Source organism: Microlunatus sagamiharensis (assembly GCF_900105785.1).
GTDB lineage: Bacteria > Actinomycetota > Actinomycetes > Propionibacteriales > Propionibacteriaceae > Microlunatus > Microlunatus sagamiharensis.
The window spans coordinates 1,606,649-1,622,421 of the sequence record NZ_LT629799.1 but is presented as its reverse complement, the minus strand read 5'-3'; the positions used below and the strand labels follow the sequence as shown (position 1 = coordinate 1,622,421).

Genomic DNA, 15,773 nt, shown 5'->3' with positions numbered 1-15,773 from the left:
GTGGAACACTGGCCCGCGTGCTCCGCTGGCTGACCGCAGGCGAGTCCCACGGCCCCGCGCTCGTCGCGGTGCTGGAGGGGCTGCCCGCCCACGTGCAGGTGACGACGACCGACGTCCAGGAGGCGCTCGCCCGGCGACGGCTCGGCTTCGGCCGGGGCGCCCGGATGAAGTTCGAGGCCGACGCGGTCACGCTGCTCGGTGGGGTCCGCCACGGCGAGACCCAGGGGGGCCCGGTCGCGATCCAGGTGGCCAACACGGAGTGGCCCAAGTGGCAGACCGTGATGGCGGCGGACCCGGTCGACGCCGAGGTCCTCGAGGCCCAGGCGCGCAACGCCAAGCTGACCCGGCCGCGGCCGGGCCACGCCGACCTCGTCGGCATGCAGAAGTACGACTTCGACGAGGCCCGCCCGGTCCTCGAGCGGGCCAGCGCCCGTGAGACCGCCGCCCGTGTGGCGCTCGGCTGCGTCGCCCGGCGCTTCCTCGAGCAGGCGTACGGGGTGCAGGTCCTCAGCCACGTGGTCGAGCTCGGTCCGGTCAGGGCGCCCGCCGGCGTCGTCCCGGGCCCCGACGACCTCGCGGCGATCGACGCCGACCCGCTGCGCTGCTTCGACCCCGGGGCGGCCGCCGCGATGAAGGCCGAGGTCGAGGCTGCCCAGAAGGACGGCGACACGCTCGGCGGGGTCGTCGAGGTCGTCGTCTGGGGCCTGCCCCCGGGCCTCGGCTCCCACGTGCACGGCGACCGGCGCCTCGACGCGCGGCTCGCGGGCGCGATGATGGGCATCCAGGCGATCAAGGGCGTGGAGATCGGCGACGGCTTCGAGCTCGCCCGCACCCGCGGCAGCCTGGCCCACGACGAGATCACCCCGGGCGAGGGCGGCATCGCCCGCGTCTCGGGTCGCAGCGGTGGCACCGAGGGCGGCATGAGCACCGGCGAGGTCCTGCGCGTGCGGGTGGCCATGAAGCCGATCGCCACCATCCCGCGTGCGCTGCGCACCATCGACACCTCCACGGGCGAGGCCGCGGTCGCGCACCACCAGCGCTCCGACGTCTGCGCCGTGCCCGCGGCCGGCGTGGTGGCCGAGGCCATGGCCGCCCTGGTGCTCGCCGAGGCCGCGCTGGAGAAGTTCGGCGGCGACTCGGTCGCGGAGACCCGGCGCAACGCCGAGTCCTACCTCGCCGACGTCGAACGCCGCGGGCTGCGCCTCGCCCCCGGCCGGTGACCGCCCGGCTCGTGCTGGTCGGCGCGCCCGGGTCGGGCAAGTCGACCGTCGGCGCCCTGCTCGCCCAGCGGTGGGGCGAGCCCTTCGCCGACGTCGACGCGGTGATCGAGGCCCGGACGGGCCGCAGCATCGCCGAGATCTTCGCGGACGAGGGCGAACCCGCCTTCCGGGCGCTGGAGGAGGGCACCACGGCCGAGCTGCTCGACGGCGCGGGCGTGCTCGCGCTGGGTGGGGGCGCGGTCATGTCCGCGGCCACCCGCCAGGCGCTCGCCGACCACCCGGTCGCCTGGCTGCAGGTCTCGGTCGCGCACGCGGCCGGTCGCGTCGGGCTCAACGAGGCCCGGCCGCTGCTGCTCGGCAACGTCCGCGGCCGCCTGGTGCGGCTGCTGGCCGAGCGCGCCCCGCTGTACGCCGCGGTGGCCACCGTGACCGTGGAGACCGACGGGCTGGAGCCCGTTGAGGTCGCCGACCGCGTCGAGGAGGCGCTGACCCGTGCCTGAACCTGTGCCTGAACCCGCACCCGCACCGACCCGCATCCGGGTCGCCGCCGAGCGCCCGTACGAGGTCGTCGTCGGCCGCGGCGTCCTCGGTGCGGTCAGCGGGCTGGTCGCCGGTGCCGACCGCGTCGCCGTGCTGCACCCGGCCGCCCTGATCGACGTCGCCGTGCGCGTCGTGGCCGACCTGGAGCGCGCCGGCCACCAGGTCGTCCGCATCGACGTGCCCGACGCGGAGGCGGCGAAGACCGTCGAGGTGGCCGCCCGCTGCTGGGCGGTGCTCGGGCACGCCGGCTTCACCCGCAACGACGCGGTCGTCGGCGTCGGCGGGGGAGCGACCACCGACCTCGCAGGCTTCGTCGCCGCGACCTGGCTGCGCGGCGTGGACCTGGTGACGGTCCCGACGAGCCTGCTGGCCATGGTCGACGCGGCCGTGGGCGGCAAGACCGGCATCAACACCGCCGAGGGCAAGAACCTCGTCGGGGTCTTCCACGAGCCCGTCGGCGTCGTGTGCGACCTCGACCTGCTGGCGACGCTGCCGCCCACCGACCTGCGGGCCGGGCTCGGCGAGGTCGTGAAGTGCGGGTTCATCGCCGACCCGCGGGTGCTGGAGCTGCTCGAGCAGGACCCCCAGGCCGCGCTCGACCCGGCCTCACCGGTGCTGCGCGAGCTCGTGGAGCGCTCGGTCGCGGTCAAGGCGCGGGTCGTGTCCGCCGACCTGCGCGAGACGACCTCGGTCGGTGGCCGGGTGGGCCGGGAGCTGCTCAACTACGGCCACACCCTCGGCCACGCCGTGGAGCGCCGCGAGCACTTCCGCTGGCGCCACGGCGACGCGGTGAGCGTCGGGATGGTCTTCGCCGCCGAGCTGGCGCGCGCGGCCGGCCTGCTGGACGACGCGACGGCCGACCGGCACCGGGCGGTGCTCACCTCGCTCGGGCTGCCGACCGCGTACGAGCCGGACGCCTTCGACGACCTGCTCGCCGCCATGGCCCTGGACAAGAAGACGCGCGGCTCGACGCTGCGCTTCGTGCTCCTCGACGGGGTGGCCAGCGCGCAGATCCTGGCCGGCCCCCCTGAGGACCTGCTGCGGCGGGCGTACGCGGCGTCCGTCGCCCGACCGCGCGACTAGACTCTCCCACTGCTCGAAAAGAAGACGACGAAGGGTTTGAAGGCGTGGCCTCCACGAACGATCTGAAGAACGGCATGGTCCTGGACCTCGACGGCCAGCTGTGGTCGGTGATCTGGTTCCAGCACCACAAGCCGGGCAAGGGCAACACCGTCGTCCGCACCAAGCTCAAGCACGTGCTGTCGGGCAAGGTCGTCGACCGGACCTTCAACTCCGACACCAAGGTCGACACGGCCAGCGTCGACCGCCGCGAGATGCAGTACCTCTACCACGACGGCTCCGGCTACGTCTTCATGGACACCTCGACCTACGAGCAGATGACCATCTCCGACGACACCGTCGGCGACGCGAAGAACTACCTCCTCCCCGAGCACATGGCGACCGTGGCGATCCACGAGGACACGCCGCTCTACCTCGACCTGCCCGCGTCGGTCGAGCTCGAGGTCACCTACACCGAGCCGGGCCTCCAGGGCGACCGCAGCACGGGCGGGACCAAGCCGGCCACCGTCGAGACCGGCCTGCAGATCCAGGTGCCCCTGTTCCTGACCACGGGCGAGCGGGTCAAGGTCGACACGCGCGACGGCAGCTACCTCGGCCGCGTCGGCTGAGGTGAGCGAGACCCAGCCCCAGACCAGCCCCGAGCCCGCGTCCGGCCGCTCGAGCACGCGGGTCTCGTCGCGCAGCAAGGCCCGCAAGCGGGCGCTCGACATCCTCTTCGAGTCCGAGCTGCGCGGACGCGACCCGCTCGAGACGCTCGCCGAGCGCGCGGCCGAGGCCGACCCGCCGCTGCGCGACTACACCCGCACCCTCGTCGAGGGCGTCGCCGACCACCGCGACGCCATCGACGCCCGCATCTCCGCGGCCCTCGCCAAGGGCTGGACGCTGCCGCGCACCCCGCGGGTCGACCGCAGCGCCCTGCGCATCGCGGTGCTGGAGATCGACCACCTCGAGGTCCCCGACGCGGTGGCGGTCTCGGAGGCCGTCCGACTGGTCGCCGACCTCTCCACCGACGACTCCCCGTCCTTCGTCGGCGGGGTGCTCGGTGCGGTCGTCGACAGCAAGCCCGAGCCCGCCCCGGGCCTCGATGACCCCGCGTGATAAGAGTTCCCGTACTTCCTGAGGATTGAGCAAGAAACTCTTCTCCGAGGTGCACAGGTCATTGCCAGACTTCTCGTAGCCCGCCTACGTTCACGTCCCTGACCTACCCGCCGACAGCCCCACGAGGGCCGAGGAGAGAACACGTGCGCAGAGACGTGAGAGCAGTGCTGGGCCTCGGCCTGGCATCGGGGTTGATGCTGACGGGGGCCATGACCGCCGCCGCAGCACCGACCCCGCAGGCACCCAAGGCGGCCCCGGCCGTCAACGAGGTGCCCCAGAAGTCCGACGCCCAGACCGACCCGCTGAGCCAGAAGCAGGAGGCCCTGCAGAAGCAGGCGCTGAACCTGGTGCTCACCGGCCAGAGCAAGGTCGAGAAGATCAACGGCTCCTACGTGGTCAAGGTGGGCACCAAGCCCGCCACCGCGGGCCCCGCCGACGCCAACCGTCGCAGCGCTCGCGCCGCCGGTCCGGCCAAGGCCGCCAAGATGGTCGACCAGTACGTCGAGCTCAGCCGCGAGAAGACCGACAAGATCTTCGTGGTCCTGACCGAGTTCGGCGACCAGCGCAGCCCGGACTTCCCTGACGAGGACATCAACCCCGACATCGCGGGGCCGACGTCCTTCGACGGTCCGCAGCACAACCAGATCCCCGAGCCCGACCGCTCCAAGGACAACAGCACGGTCTGGCAGCAGGACTACTCCGCGGACTACTTCCGCCAGCTCTACTTCGGCGAGGGCAAGGGCGTCGAGTCGGTCAAGAGCTACTACGAGAAGCAGTCCTCGGGGCGCTACTCCGTCGACGGCACCGTGACCGACTGGGTCAAGGTCCCCTACAACGAGGCGCGCTACGGCCGTTCGGACGACCCGAACGAGGGCAAGGCCGGCGACGACCCCAACGTCTGCGGCGACAACGTCTGCGACAACACCTGGGACCTCATCAAGGACGGCGTCACCCAGTGGGTCGCCGACCAGAAGGCCGCGGGGCGCACCGACGCCGAGATCAAGGAGCAGCTGGCCAGCTACGACCAGCAGGACCGCTATGACTACGACGGTGACGGCGACTTCAACGAGCCCGACGGCTACATCGACCACTTCCAGATCGTCCACTCCGGCGGCGACCAGGCCGACGGCGACCCGATCCAGGGCGAGGACGCCATCTGGTCGCACAAGTGGTACGCCTTCGCCGACCAGCAGGGCGTGACCGGCCCCGAGGAGAACAAGCTCGGTGGCACGGAGATCGGCGACAGCGGGCTCTGGGTCGGCAACTACACGATCCAGCCGGAGAACGGCGGCCTGTCGGTCTTCACCCACGAGTACGGCCACGACCTCGGTCTGCCGGACCTCTACGACACGGTCGGCGGCGACCAGCCGGTCGAGTTCTGGAGCCTGATGGCCCAGAGCCGCCTCTCGGCCGCCAAGGACCAGGGCATCGGCACCCGTCCGGGCGACCTCGGCGCGTGGGAGAAGCTCCAGCTCGGCTGGCTCGACTACGAGATCGCGGTCGCGGGTCAGAAGAAGACCTACAACCTCGGCCCGCACGAGTACAACAGCAAGAAGGCGCAGGCCCTCGTCACCGTCCTGCCGCCCAAGGCGGTCACGACCACGCTGCCGACGCCCCCGAGGGTGAGCTCCAGTGGTGGAGCGGCGCGGGGGACGAGTACAACGCGTCCCTGAGCCGTCGCGTCACGGTGCCCGCGGGCACCTCGACGCTGAGCTTCCAGGCCAGCTACAACATCGAGTCTGGCTACGACTTCGCCTTCGTGCAGGTCGACGACGGGTCGGGCTGGAAGTCCGTCCCGGGCAGCATCACCGACGCCTCCTCGGGCAACGGCATCTCGGGTCTCTCGGACGGCTACGTCCCGGCGACCTTCGACATGTCGGCGTACGCGGGCAAGACGGTCAACCTGCGCTTCCGCTACAGCAGCGACGCGGCCGTGCAGGGTCAGGACACCACCAAGCCCTCGGGCCTGTTCGTCGACGACATCAAGCTCGTCAGCGGCAGCACCACGGTCTTCGCCGACGGCGCGGAGCAGGGTGACAACGGGTGGACCGCCGACGGCTTCAGCACCATCGGTGCGACGAGCAGCCAGGACTACCCGCAGTACTACATCGCGAGCCACCGCAGCTACACCTCGTACGACAAGTACCTCAAGACGGGTCCGTACGACTTCGGCTACGGCGCCTCGCTGCCGGACAAGGTCGACCACTTCCCGTACCAGGACGGTCTGCAGGTGACCTTCTGGGACGGCCGGTACACCGACAACAACGTGTCGGTGCACCCGGGCAACGGTCAGATCCTCACGGTGGACGCGCACCCCGCGCCCATCTACCGCATCGACGGCAAGCCGTGGCGCGCGCGGGTGCAGATCTACGACGCGACCTTCGGTCGTCAGAAGGCGGACTCGTTCACCCTCCACGTGAACGGCCAGGCGAGCTACATCCGTGGGCAGAAGGCCGTCCCGACCTTCGACGACACGAAGTCCTACTTCAACGCCGCGATCCCGGGCTCCGGGGTGAAGGTCGCCGGCGCCGGCGTCAAGCTGACCGTCGTGAAGCAGGGCAAGACCTCGATGAAGGTCAAGCTCGGCACCAGCAAGTCGACCTCGGCGAGCGCCACGCTCGCCGCGGCCAAGAAGGCGGTCCGCGCGAGCTGACCGGCTGAGCAGCCTCACGAACGCCCGGGCGGGTCACCGCCCGGGCGTTCGTGCGTCCGGAGGTCCCCGAGGGGCACAGGAGGATCGCTCCCTGAGCCTGTCGAAGGGGCTGGAGGAACGCTCCCTGAGCCTGTCGAAGGGGCTGGAGGAACGCTCCCTGAGCCTGTCGAAGGGTCGAAGAGGGTGGCGTTCCTCTCCGCGCGGGTGGCAGGAGCCGACTGCTTCGTGGCCCTTCGACAAGCTCAGGGAGCGTCCCGGGTTGCAGCCCAGGGACGTGGGGTGCAGCCCTGCGGCAAACTCAGGGAGCGTCCTGGGGCGCGGCCCTTTCGACGAGCTCGGCGAGCGTCTCGACGAACCCGGGCCCACGGTCTGACGGAACCACGACCAGGGTGGCTGTGCCGGACGGCGTCGGGCTCGTAGCGTCGCCCCGTGCGCACCACGGGGACCAGGGACCAGCTCGCGAAGGCCGCCACCGTGGGGGCGGTGTCGGTGGCGGCGCTGTCCGGCGCGCTCGGGTCCCTGCGGCTCGGCTGGCCGTCGTGGTCACCGGTCTCCTCGGACACGATGGCCATGGTCGGGGCCTTCACCGACGCGGCGGCGCCGGGTGCGGCGCTCTCGGCCGTGCTGTCCGGGGTCGCGCTGGCCGCCCGACCCGGGCGCGGCCGCGTGGTGCTCGCCGCGCTCTGCGCGGGGGCGACCGTCGTCGCGGCCGCCGGTCTCGCACCGCGCTTCTCGAGCGCTCCGGCACCGGCCGGCGGCACCGAGGTGACGGTCCTGACGCTGAACGTGCGCCTCGGCGAGGGCGACCCCGCGGCCGTCCTCGAGGCGACGAAGGAGGCGGACGTCGTGGTCCTGGCGGAGGTGACGGCACCGCAGGTCGAGGCGCTCGACCGGCTCGGGTTCGCCGAGCGCTTCCCGCACCGCCACGAGGGCCGGCTGCCCGCGGAGGGCGGCGCGGGCACCGGCGTGTGGTCGCGCTGGCCGGTCACGAGCACCGCACGGCTCACGCGGGCCGTCTCGCACCAGAGCTGGACGACCACGATCGCGGTCCCGGGGCTCGAGGAGCCGCTCACCGTCGTCGCCGTGCACCCGGCCCGGCCCTACCACGGCTCGGACCGCTGGCTCCGCGAGCAGCGGGCGCTCCACGCCGCGCTCCCGACCTCCGGCCCGCGGGTGCTGCTCGGCGACTTCAACGCGGTCGCCTCGCACCCGACGCAGCGAGCCCTGCGGGCCGACGGCTGGTCCTCCGCGGTCGAGCAGACCGGGGCGGGCTGGGTCCCGACCTACCCGGCCGGCGACCCGCGCGTGCCCCCGCTCATCGACATCGACCACGTCTACGTCTCGTCCGGCCTCCACGCGGCCGCGCTGCGGACGGTCCGCGTGCCCGGGGCCGACCACCTCGGCCTGCTGGCGACGCTCGTCGTCGGCGGCTGAGCGCGAGGAGCCCGGGAACGACGACGACCCGGCGCCGTGAGGTGCCGGGTCGTTCGTCCGTACGGGGGAGCGGGAGGTCAGCCCTCCGCACGCACCCGCTCGGCCACGCGGTCGGCCAGCTCGGCCTCGGCCTGCTTGAGCCAGGCGATGCGGCCCTGGAGCTCGGCGACCTGCTGCTCGGCGTCGGCGAGCACGCGCTCGGCCTCCGCGCGGGCCAGCCGCGTCACCTTGTCGGCGGTCTGCTGGCTGTCCAGCAGCAGGCGGTACTCGTACGCCCGCACGCCGTCCCCGCCCTCGCCGTCGGCACCGAGGGAGGGCTGCGCCTCCGGCTCGGCGATCCGGGCGCGGATCTGGTCGATCTGCCCGCGGAACTCGCCGGCGACCTGGTCGATGCGCTGCTCGAGCGCGTCGACCAGCCCGACCAGCTCGGCCTGCGTCCGCGTCGAGGTGGCCTGGTGCGAGCGCGCCTGGTCCTGGGCGGCGGTGAGCACGTCGAGGGCGGCGACGACGCGACGGGCGTCGGGGTCGTCCCAGGTGCCCTGCTCGTCGTCGGACCCGGTCTCGACGAGACGCTCGGCGGCCACGCGGTCGCTCGCGATCTGCGCGGTCTTGGGGCCCTCGAGCCCGCGGTCCTCGCGACCGGTGTCCTCGGCCAGGGCGGCGCTGACGTCGCCCGCGGCCTCGGGCCGCATCTCGACGGTGGTGCGGAGCGGGACCTCCTTGACGATCAGCACGGTGACGAGGGTGAGGACGGCGGCGGCCGCGGCGATGAGGAACAGCTCGCCGAACGAGTCGCCGTACGCGGCCCGGACGACGGCCTGGACCGGGGCCGGCAGGTCGTCGAGGTCCAGCGAACCGTCACCCGCACCGGCGCCGCTGACGCCCAGGGTGCGCAGCCCCGCGGCGACCTTGTCGGTCACCTGGTTGGCCAGGATCGCGCCGAGCACGGCCACGCCGACCGCGCCGGCGAGCGAGCGGAAGAAGGCGATCGCGGCGGAGGTGGCGCCGATCTGGCTGACGTCGACGGTGTTCTGCACGGCCAGCACGATGTTCTGCACCAGCGCACCGATGCCGACACCCATGACGACCATGTAGAGCGCGACCTGCCAGTACGGCGTGGTGTGGTCGATGGTCCCCATCAGGCCGAGACCGGCGACGAGGGCGACGCCACCGACGAGCATGAGGGGCTTCCAGCGACCGGTGCGGCTGACCAGCTGGCCGCCGAGGGTCGAGACGAGCAGCTGGCTGACGATCAGCGGGATCGTCATCAGGCCGGCGCGGGTCGGGGTGTGACCGCCGCCGAGCTGGAAGAACTGCGTGAGGAAGGTGCTGCTGCCGAACATCGCCATGCCGACGCCGAGGCTGGCCAGGATCATCAGCAGGGTGGTGCGGTTGTTGAGGACGCGCAGCGGCACCATCGGCTCGGACGCGCGGAGCTCGACGACGACCAGCAGGGCCACGGCGGCGAGGAAGCCGAGCAGGAAGGCCCCGGACTGCCAGGAGATCCAGGCGTAGTCGCTGCCGGCGAAGGTCACCCAGAGCATCGGCAGCGCGGCGACGACGGCGACGAGCGCGGCACCGGCGTAGTCGATCGTGACGTGGCGCTTGATCGTGACCAGCTTGAGGGTGCGCTGGAGGACGACGAGCGAGATCATCGCGAGCGGCACGCAGACGAAGAAGCACCAGCGCCAGCCGACCGAGTCGGTGAGCACCCCGCCGAGCAGCGGCCCGGACACGGTGCTCACGGCCATGACCGCGCCCATGTAGCCGGAGTAGCGGCCCCGCTCGCGCGGGGAGATCATCGAGCCCATGATCGCCTGCGTCACGGCGATGAGGCCGCCCATGCCGACGCCCTGCAGCGCGCGGAAGGCCATCATCGGGGGGACGGTCTGCGAGAGGCCCGCGCCGACGGACCCGGCGACGAAGACCACGATGGCCATCTGGACCAGCAGCTTCTTGCTGAACAGGTCGGAGAGCTTGCCCCAGATCGGGGTGGTGATGGTCAGCGCCAGCAGGGACGCGGTGATGACCCAGGTGTACTGGCGCTGGGTCCCGTGCAGGTCGGACATGATGGTCGGCAGGGCCGTCGACACGATCGTCGTGCTGAGCATCGCGGTGAACAGGGCGGCCAGCAGGCCGGTCATCACCTCGAGGATCTCGCGGTGGCTGTAGACCTTCGCACCGCCCGCGGGCGGCGGGACGCTGGTGCTGGTCCGGGCAGCGCTCGGGGCCGCCGTGGCGGCCGGGGTGGAGGCAGGCGCGGTGGCGCTGCGCGTGGCGGTACTCATGCGGTGGCGGGCTCCGTCTGGTCGAGCAGGGTGAGGGCGGTGGCCCCGGCCAGCACCTTGGCGGTGGGCACGGGGTGGGTCAGGGGGGACGAGGCGAGGCTCAGCTCGAGGCGGCTGAGGACCTGCACGGCGAGGGCGGCCTCGTCGTCGTCCCAGTCGGGGAGGGCGGCGACGACGCGCTGCAGCAGGTAGCGCTTGTGCTCGCCGAGGCGTGCGCGGCCGAGATCGGTGATGCCGATGCGGCAGGCCCGGGCGTCCTCGGGGTCAGGCCGGCGCAGCACCAGCCCGTCGGCCTCGAGGGCGGCGACCGCGCGCGAGGCGACCGACGGCGCGACCATGAGCTGGCCGGCGAGGTCGCCGAGGCGCAGGTCGTCGGTCTCGACGGCCTTGAGGATCCCGGCGAGGGTGCCGGTCATCGTGTGGCCGTGGTCCTTGGCGGCGACGTAGCGCGTCGTCCTGATGACCGAGTGGAGCGCGCCGACGAGGGCTGCGGCGCGTCGTTCTGAGAGAGCCAACCTTCACACTTCCTTTAGTTGCTGCACGCAAGCATACGAGACAACTTAGGGGTGCTATCGGTTATTCCGTGCGTCGGTGCTGTGAGCCGGGACACCCGGGGGCGCCCGTCGGGCTGTGGACGAGGGGGAGGTGGGGGAGCCGCGCTGATACCTTGACGTGACACCACCCTTTAAGACCTGTCCCGTGAGGCAGGAAAGGACGGTTGATGCCTGCCAGCACCGCCCCCGCACCCTCGGCCCCGAGCTCCACGTCACGCTCGGGACGCGTACCGAGGGTCCCCGCTCTCCTGGTCCTGGAGGACGGGACCACCTTCACCGGCTCCTCCTTCGGCGCCGTGGGTGAGACCTTCGGAGAGGCGGTGTTCTCCACCGGGATGTCCGGCTACCAGGAGACGCTGACCGACCCGAGCTATCACCGCCAGGTCGTCGTGGCCACCGCGCCGCACATCGGCAACACCGGCTGGAACGACGAGGACGACGAGTCCTCCCGCATCTGGGTCGCCGGCTACGTCGTGCGCGACGCCGCCCGCGTCGCCTCCAGCTGGCGCTCGCGCCGCAGCGTGGACGCCGAGCTCGCCGCCCAGGGCGTGGTGGGGATGTGCGACGTCGACACCCGCGCCCTCACCCGCCACCTGCGCGAGCGCGGCGCGATGCGCGTCGGCATCTCCAGCGTCGACACCGACCGCGCGTCGCTGCTGGCCCGCGTGCAGGAGGCGCCGCAGATGAGCGGCGCCCACCTCGCCGACGAGGTCACCACGCCCGAGGCGTACGTCGTCCCGGCGTGGAGCTCCAGGAGCGCCAGCGACGGGAGCTCAGCGGGGGGTGAGGGGGGTCGTCCCCCCTCAGGACACCGCGAGAAGCGGTTCACCGTCGCCGCGGTCGACCTCGGCATCAAGTCGATGACGCCCTACCGGCTCGCGGAGCGCGGCATCGAGACCCACGTGCTGCCGGCCACCACCAGCTGGGCCCAGGTCGAGGCGCTGCACCCCGACGGCGTCTTCTTCTCCAACGGCCCCGGCGACCCCGGCGCGACCGAGGACGCGGTCACGCTGCTGCGCTCGGTGCTCGAGGCCGGGGTGCCGTACTTCGGCATCTGCTTCGGCAACCAGATCTTCGGCCGCGCGCTCGGCTTCGGCACCTACAAGCTGCGCTACGGCCACCGCGGCATCAACCAGCCGGTGATGGACCTCAGCACCCGCAAGGTCGAGGTCACCGCGCACAACCACGGCTTCGCCGTCGACGCGCCGCGCGAGGGGCGTACGGAGACCCCGTACGGCTGGGCGCGGGTCAGCCACGTCGGGCTCAACGACGACGTGGTCGAGGGCCTCGCGCTGGAGGACGAGGACGGGACGCTGCGCTCCTTCTCCGTGCAGTACCACCCCGAGGCGGCCGCGGGGCCGCACGACGCCAGCTACCTGTTCGACCGGTTCGTGGACCTCATGGAGTCCCGCAGCACGAAGGGAGCTCCTGCCTGATGCCCCGCCGCACCGACATCTCCTCGATCCTGGTGATCGGGTCCGGCCCGATCGTCATCGGCCAGGCCTGCGAGTTCGACTACTCCGGCACCCAGGCCTGCCGCGTGCTGCGGGCCGAGGGCTTCCGCGTCGTCCTGGTCAACTCCAACCCGGCGACGATCATGACCGACCCCGAGTTCGCCGACGCGACCTACGTCGAGCCGATCACGCCCGAGTTCGTGGAGCGCGTCATCGCCCTCGAACGGCCCGACGCGCTGCTGGCCACCCTCGGCGGGCAGACCGCGCTCAACGCGGCGATCGCGCTGCACGACAGCGGCGTCCTCGAGCGCTACGGCGTCGAGCTGATCGGCGCCTCGGTCGAGGCCATCCAGCGCGGCGAGAACCGCGAGCAGTTCAAGGCGATCGTCGAGGGCCTGCCGCAGAGCGGCGACCCGACCGACCCCGGCTTCGGCGTCGCGCGCAGCTTCGTCTGCCACACCATCGACGACGTGCTCGGTGCGGCCGGCGAGCTCGGCTACCCGCTCGTCGTGCGACCCAGCTTCACCATGGGCGGCGTCGGCTCTGGCTTCGCGCACGACGAGACCGACCTGCGCCGCATCGCCGGCGCCGGCCTCGCCGCGAGCCCGACCACCGAGGTGCTCATCGAGGAGTCGATCCTCGGGTGGAAGGAGTACGAGCTCGAGGTCATGCGGGACCGCGCGGACAACGTGGTGATCGTCTGCTCCATCGAGAACTTCGACCCGATGGGCGTCCACACCGGTGACTCGATCACCGTCGCCCCGGCGATGACGCTGACCGACCGCGAGTACCAGCGGATGCGCGACGTCTCCATCGGCATCATCCGCGAGGTCGGCGTCGACACCGGCGGCTGCAACATCCAGTTCGCCGTCGACCCGGCGACGGGGCGCATGATCGTCATCGAGATGAACCCGCGCGTCTCGCGCTCCTCGGCGCTGGCGTCGAAGGCGACCGGCTACCCGATCGCCAAGATCGCGGCCAAGGTCGCGGTCGGCTACACCCTCGACGAGATCCCGAACGACATCACGGCCACGTCCGAGGGCCTGAGCACCCCGGCGAGCTTCGAGCCGTCGCTCGACTACGTCGTGGTCAAGGTCCCGCGCTTCGCCTTCGAGAAGTTCCCGCTCGCCGACTCGACGCTCACCACGCACATGAAGAGCGTCGGCGAGGCCATGGCCATCGGGCGCAACTTCTCCGAGGCGCTCGGCAAGGCGCTGCGCTCGCTCGAGGACCCGAAGGCCCCGTTCGTGTTCTCCAGCGGGGGGGACGACCCCCCTGCGACCCCCCGGAACGACGTGGACGGCCCGCCGGCCCCCGAGCTCGTCGACGGCCTGCTCCGGACCGCGGCCCGCCCGCACGACGGCCGGCTCGCCGTGGTCATGCAGGCGATCCGGGCCGGCGCGACGCCGGAGCAGGTCAACGCCTCGACGAACATCGACCCCTGGTTCGTCGACCAGCTGTTCCTGATCAGCGAGGTCGCCGACGAGGTCCGCGACGCGCCCGAGCTGACCGCGGACGTGCTGCGGCTCGCCAAGCGCCACGGGCTCTCCGACGCCCAGGTCGCGCGGCTGCGCAACCTCTCCGAGGACGTCGTGCGCGGCGTCCGCTGGGCCCTCGGCGTGCGGCCGGTCTACAAGACCGTCGACACCTGCGCCGCGGAGTTCGCGGCGCGGACGCCGTACCACTACAGCTCCTACGACCTCGAGACCGAGGTCGTGCCCCGCACGCGCCCGGCCGTGCTGATCCTCGGCAGCGGGCCGAACCGCATCGGGCAGGGCATCGAGTTCGACTACTCCTGCGTGCACGCCGCGCTCGCGCTCTCGGGCGCGCCCGACAACGACGGCGCCGGCTACGAGACCGTCATGGTCAACTGCAACCCCGAGACGGTGTCGACCGACTACGACACCGCCGACCGGCTCTACTTCGAGCCGCTGACCTGCGAGGACGTCCTCGAGGTCTTCCACGCCGAGCAGCAGGCCGGACCGGTCGCGGGCGTCATCGTCCAGCTCGGCGGGCAGACCCCGCTGCGCCTGGCGCAGGCGCTCAAGGACGCGGGCGTGCCCGTCGTCGGCACCAGCCCCGAGGCCATCCACCTGGCCGAGGAGCGCGGCGCGTTCGGCGACGTCCTCGACGCCGCCGGGCTGCCCTCGCCCAAGCACGGGCTGGCCCGCAGCTTCGCCGAGGCGAGCGCGATCGCGGCCGACATCGGCTACCCGGTGCTGGTCCGCCCGTCGTACGTGCTCGGCGGACGCGGCATGGAGATCGTCTACGACGAGTCGACCCTCGCCTCCTACATCGACCGGGCGACGGAGGTGTCGCCCGCGCACCCCGTCCTGGTCGACCGCTTCCTCGACGACGCGGTCGAGATCGACGTCGACGCGCTCTACGACGGCACCGAGCTCTACCTCGGCGGCGTCATGGAGCACATCGAGGAGGCCGGCGTGCACTCGGGCGACTCGGCGTGCGCGCTCCCGCCGATCACCCTCGGCCGGGAGGTGATCGACCGGATCCGCACCTCGACCGAGGCGATCGCCGCCGGCGTCGGCGTCCAGGGCCTGCTGAACATCCAGTTCGCGCTCGCCGGGGACACGCTGTTCGTCCTCGAGGCCAACCCGCGGGCGAGCCGTACGGTGCCCTTCGTCTCCAAGGCCACCGACACCCCGCTGGCCAAGGCGGCGGCGCGCGTCATGCTCGGCGCCTCCATCGCCGACCTGCGCGCCGAGGGGCTGCTCCGGCCCACCGGCGACGGCACCGACGAGCGGCCGGGCGCCCCGATGGCGGTGAAGGAGGCGGTCATGCCGTTCAACCGCTTCCGCACCGTCGAGGGCACGTCGGTCGACACGATCCTCGGCCCGGAGATGCGCTCGACCGGTGAGGTGATGGGCCTCGACGTCGGCTTCGGCACGGCCTTCGCCAAGAGCCAGGCCGCGGCCTTCGGCCCGCTGCCCACGGCCGGCACCGTGTTCGTCTCGGTCGCCAACCGCGACAAGCGCTCGATCATCTTCCCGGTCAAGCGGCTCGCGGACCTCGGCTTCAGGGTCGTCGCCACGGCGGGCACGGCCTCGATGCTGCGCCGCAACGGCGTCGACGCGCAGACGGTGCGCAAGTTCAGCCAGGGCCCGGGCCCGGCGGGCGAGCCGACGATCGTGCAGCTGATCCTGGACGGCAAGGTCGAGCTCGTCTTCAACACCCCGGCCGGACTCAGCGCCGACGGGCGTCCGCGGTTCGACGGCTACGAGATCCGCACCGCCGCCGTCCTGCGCAACGTCCCGTGCATCACCACGGTCCAGGGCCTCGCGGCCGCGGTTCAGGGCATCGAGGCGGTCCGCGGCGGGCAGATGGAGGTGCGCTCGCTCCAGTCGTGGGCCGCGGCCCAGCGCGACCCGGCCGCCCAGACCGCGCAGGCCCGGCCGGCCGGTCAGCCGGGCCAGCTCGCCGGCGCCGGCCGCTGA

Annotated in this window: 12 protein-coding genes; 10 read left to right on the top strand and 2 right to left on the bottom strand. The window is 72.4% G+C overall.

The annotated features are described in order from the left end of the window. Positions 1-17 precede the first annotated feature (17 nt). The 8 genes from aroC (at position 18) to BLU42_RS07310 (ending at position 8,025) form a co-directional block, all read left to right on the top strand. Complete coding sequence (gene aroC / locus BLU42_RS07340; protein ID WP_091073892.1) at positions 18-1,220, top strand: chorismate synthase; 1,203 nt, start codon at positions 18-20, stop codon at positions 1,218-1,220. Then, positions 1,217-1,720 carry a shikimate kinase gene (locus tag BLU42_RS07335; RefSeq protein ID WP_091073891.1) on the top strand — a complete coding sequence of 168 codons (504 nt, stop codon included), beginning with the start codon at positions 1,217-1,219 and terminating at the stop codon, positions 1,718-1,720. The genes aroC and BLU42_RS07335 overlap by 4 nt, the downstream gene beginning before the upstream one ends. Further along, positions 1,713-2,843 (top strand): 3-dehydroquinate synthase, encoded by a 1,131-nt coding sequence (gene aroB, locus BLU42_RS07330; protein ID WP_231918492.1) that lies wholly within the window; start codon positions 1,713-1,715, stop codon positions 2,841-2,843. The genes BLU42_RS07335 and aroB overlap by 8 nt, the downstream gene beginning before the upstream one ends. Before the next feature lie 44 nt (positions 2,844-2,887). Next, positions 2,888-3,448: an elongation factor P gene (gene efp / locus BLU42_RS07325; protein ID WP_091073889.1), complete on the top strand. Its 561-nt coding sequence runs from the start codon at positions 2,888-2,890 to the stop codon at positions 3,446-3,448. Between the two features lies 1 nt (position 3,449). Next, a complete protein-coding gene (nusB, locus tag BLU42_RS07320; protein ID WP_091073888.1) occupies positions 3,450-3,938 on the top strand; it encodes a transcription antitermination factor NusB in 489 nt (162 codons plus the stop codon). A gap of 155 nt (positions 3,939-4,093) precedes the next feature. Then, positions 4,094-5,611, top strand: coding sequence for an immune inhibitor A domain-containing protein (locus tag BLU42_RS21585; protein WP_269458019.1), 1,518 nt, complete (start codon positions 4,094-4,096; stop codon positions 5,609-5,611). Continuing rightward, the gene (locus BLU42_RS21580; protein WP_269458031.1) at positions 5,608-6,591 is read left to right on the top strand and encodes an immune inhibitor A domain-containing protein; all 984 of its coding nucleotides are present in this window, start codon (positions 5,608-5,610) and stop codon (positions 6,589-6,591) included. The genes BLU42_RS21585 and BLU42_RS21580 overlap by 4 nt, the downstream gene beginning before the upstream one ends. A gap of 429 nt (positions 6,592-7,020) precedes the next feature. After that, positions 7,021-8,025, top strand: coding sequence for an endonuclease/exonuclease/phosphatase family protein (locus BLU42_RS07310; RefSeq protein WP_091073887.1), 1,005 nt, complete (start codon positions 7,021-7,023; stop codon positions 8,023-8,025). A 77-nt stretch (positions 8,026-8,102) separates the two neighbouring features. Here the strand turns inward: BLU42_RS07310 and BLU42_RS07305 are convergent, their stop codons facing one another. Both BLU42_RS07305 and BLU42_RS07300 read right to left on the bottom strand, forming a co-directional pair. Next, the gene (locus tag BLU42_RS07305) at positions 8,103-10,313 is read right to left on the bottom strand and encodes an MFS transporter (RefSeq protein ID WP_231918491.1); all 2,211 of its coding nucleotides are present in this window, start codon (positions 10,311-10,313) and stop codon (positions 8,103-8,105) included. Beyond that, positions 10,310-10,828, bottom strand: a complete 519-nt coding sequence (locus tag BLU42_RS07300; protein WP_091073886.1) for a MarR family winged helix-turn-helix transcriptional regulator — start codon at positions 10,826-10,828, stop codon at positions 10,310-10,312. The genes BLU42_RS07305 and BLU42_RS07300 overlap by 4 nt, the downstream gene beginning before the upstream one ends. A 206-nt stretch (positions 10,829-11,034) precedes the next feature. On the opposite strand from BLU42_RS07300, the gene carA reads away from it, so the two are divergent. Beyond that, positions 11,035-12,303, top strand: coding sequence for a glutamine-hydrolyzing carbamoyl-phosphate synthase small subunit (gene carA, locus BLU42_RS07295; protein WP_091073885.1), 1,269 nt, complete (start codon positions 11,035-11,037; stop codon positions 12,301-12,303). After that, positions 12,303-15,773 (top strand): carbamoyl-phosphate synthase large subunit, encoded by a 3,471-nt coding sequence (carB, locus tag BLU42_RS07290; protein ID WP_091073884.1) that lies wholly within the window; start codon positions 12,303-12,305, stop codon positions 15,771-15,773. The genes carA and carB overlap by 1 nt, the downstream gene beginning before the upstream one ends.

Coding starts and splice junctions, on each gene's coding strand:
- BLU42_RS07305 (WP_231918491.1), bottom strand. CDS start 10,313: ATGAGTACCGCCACGCGCAGCGCCACCGCGCCTGCCTCCACCCCGGCC.
- carA (WP_091073885.1), top strand. CDS start 11,035: ATGCCTGCCAGCACCGCCCCCGCACCCTCGGCCCCGAGCTCCACGTCA.
- carB (WP_091073884.1), top strand. CDS start 12,303: ATGCCCCGCCGCACCGACATCTCCTCGATCCTGGTGATCGGGTCCGGC.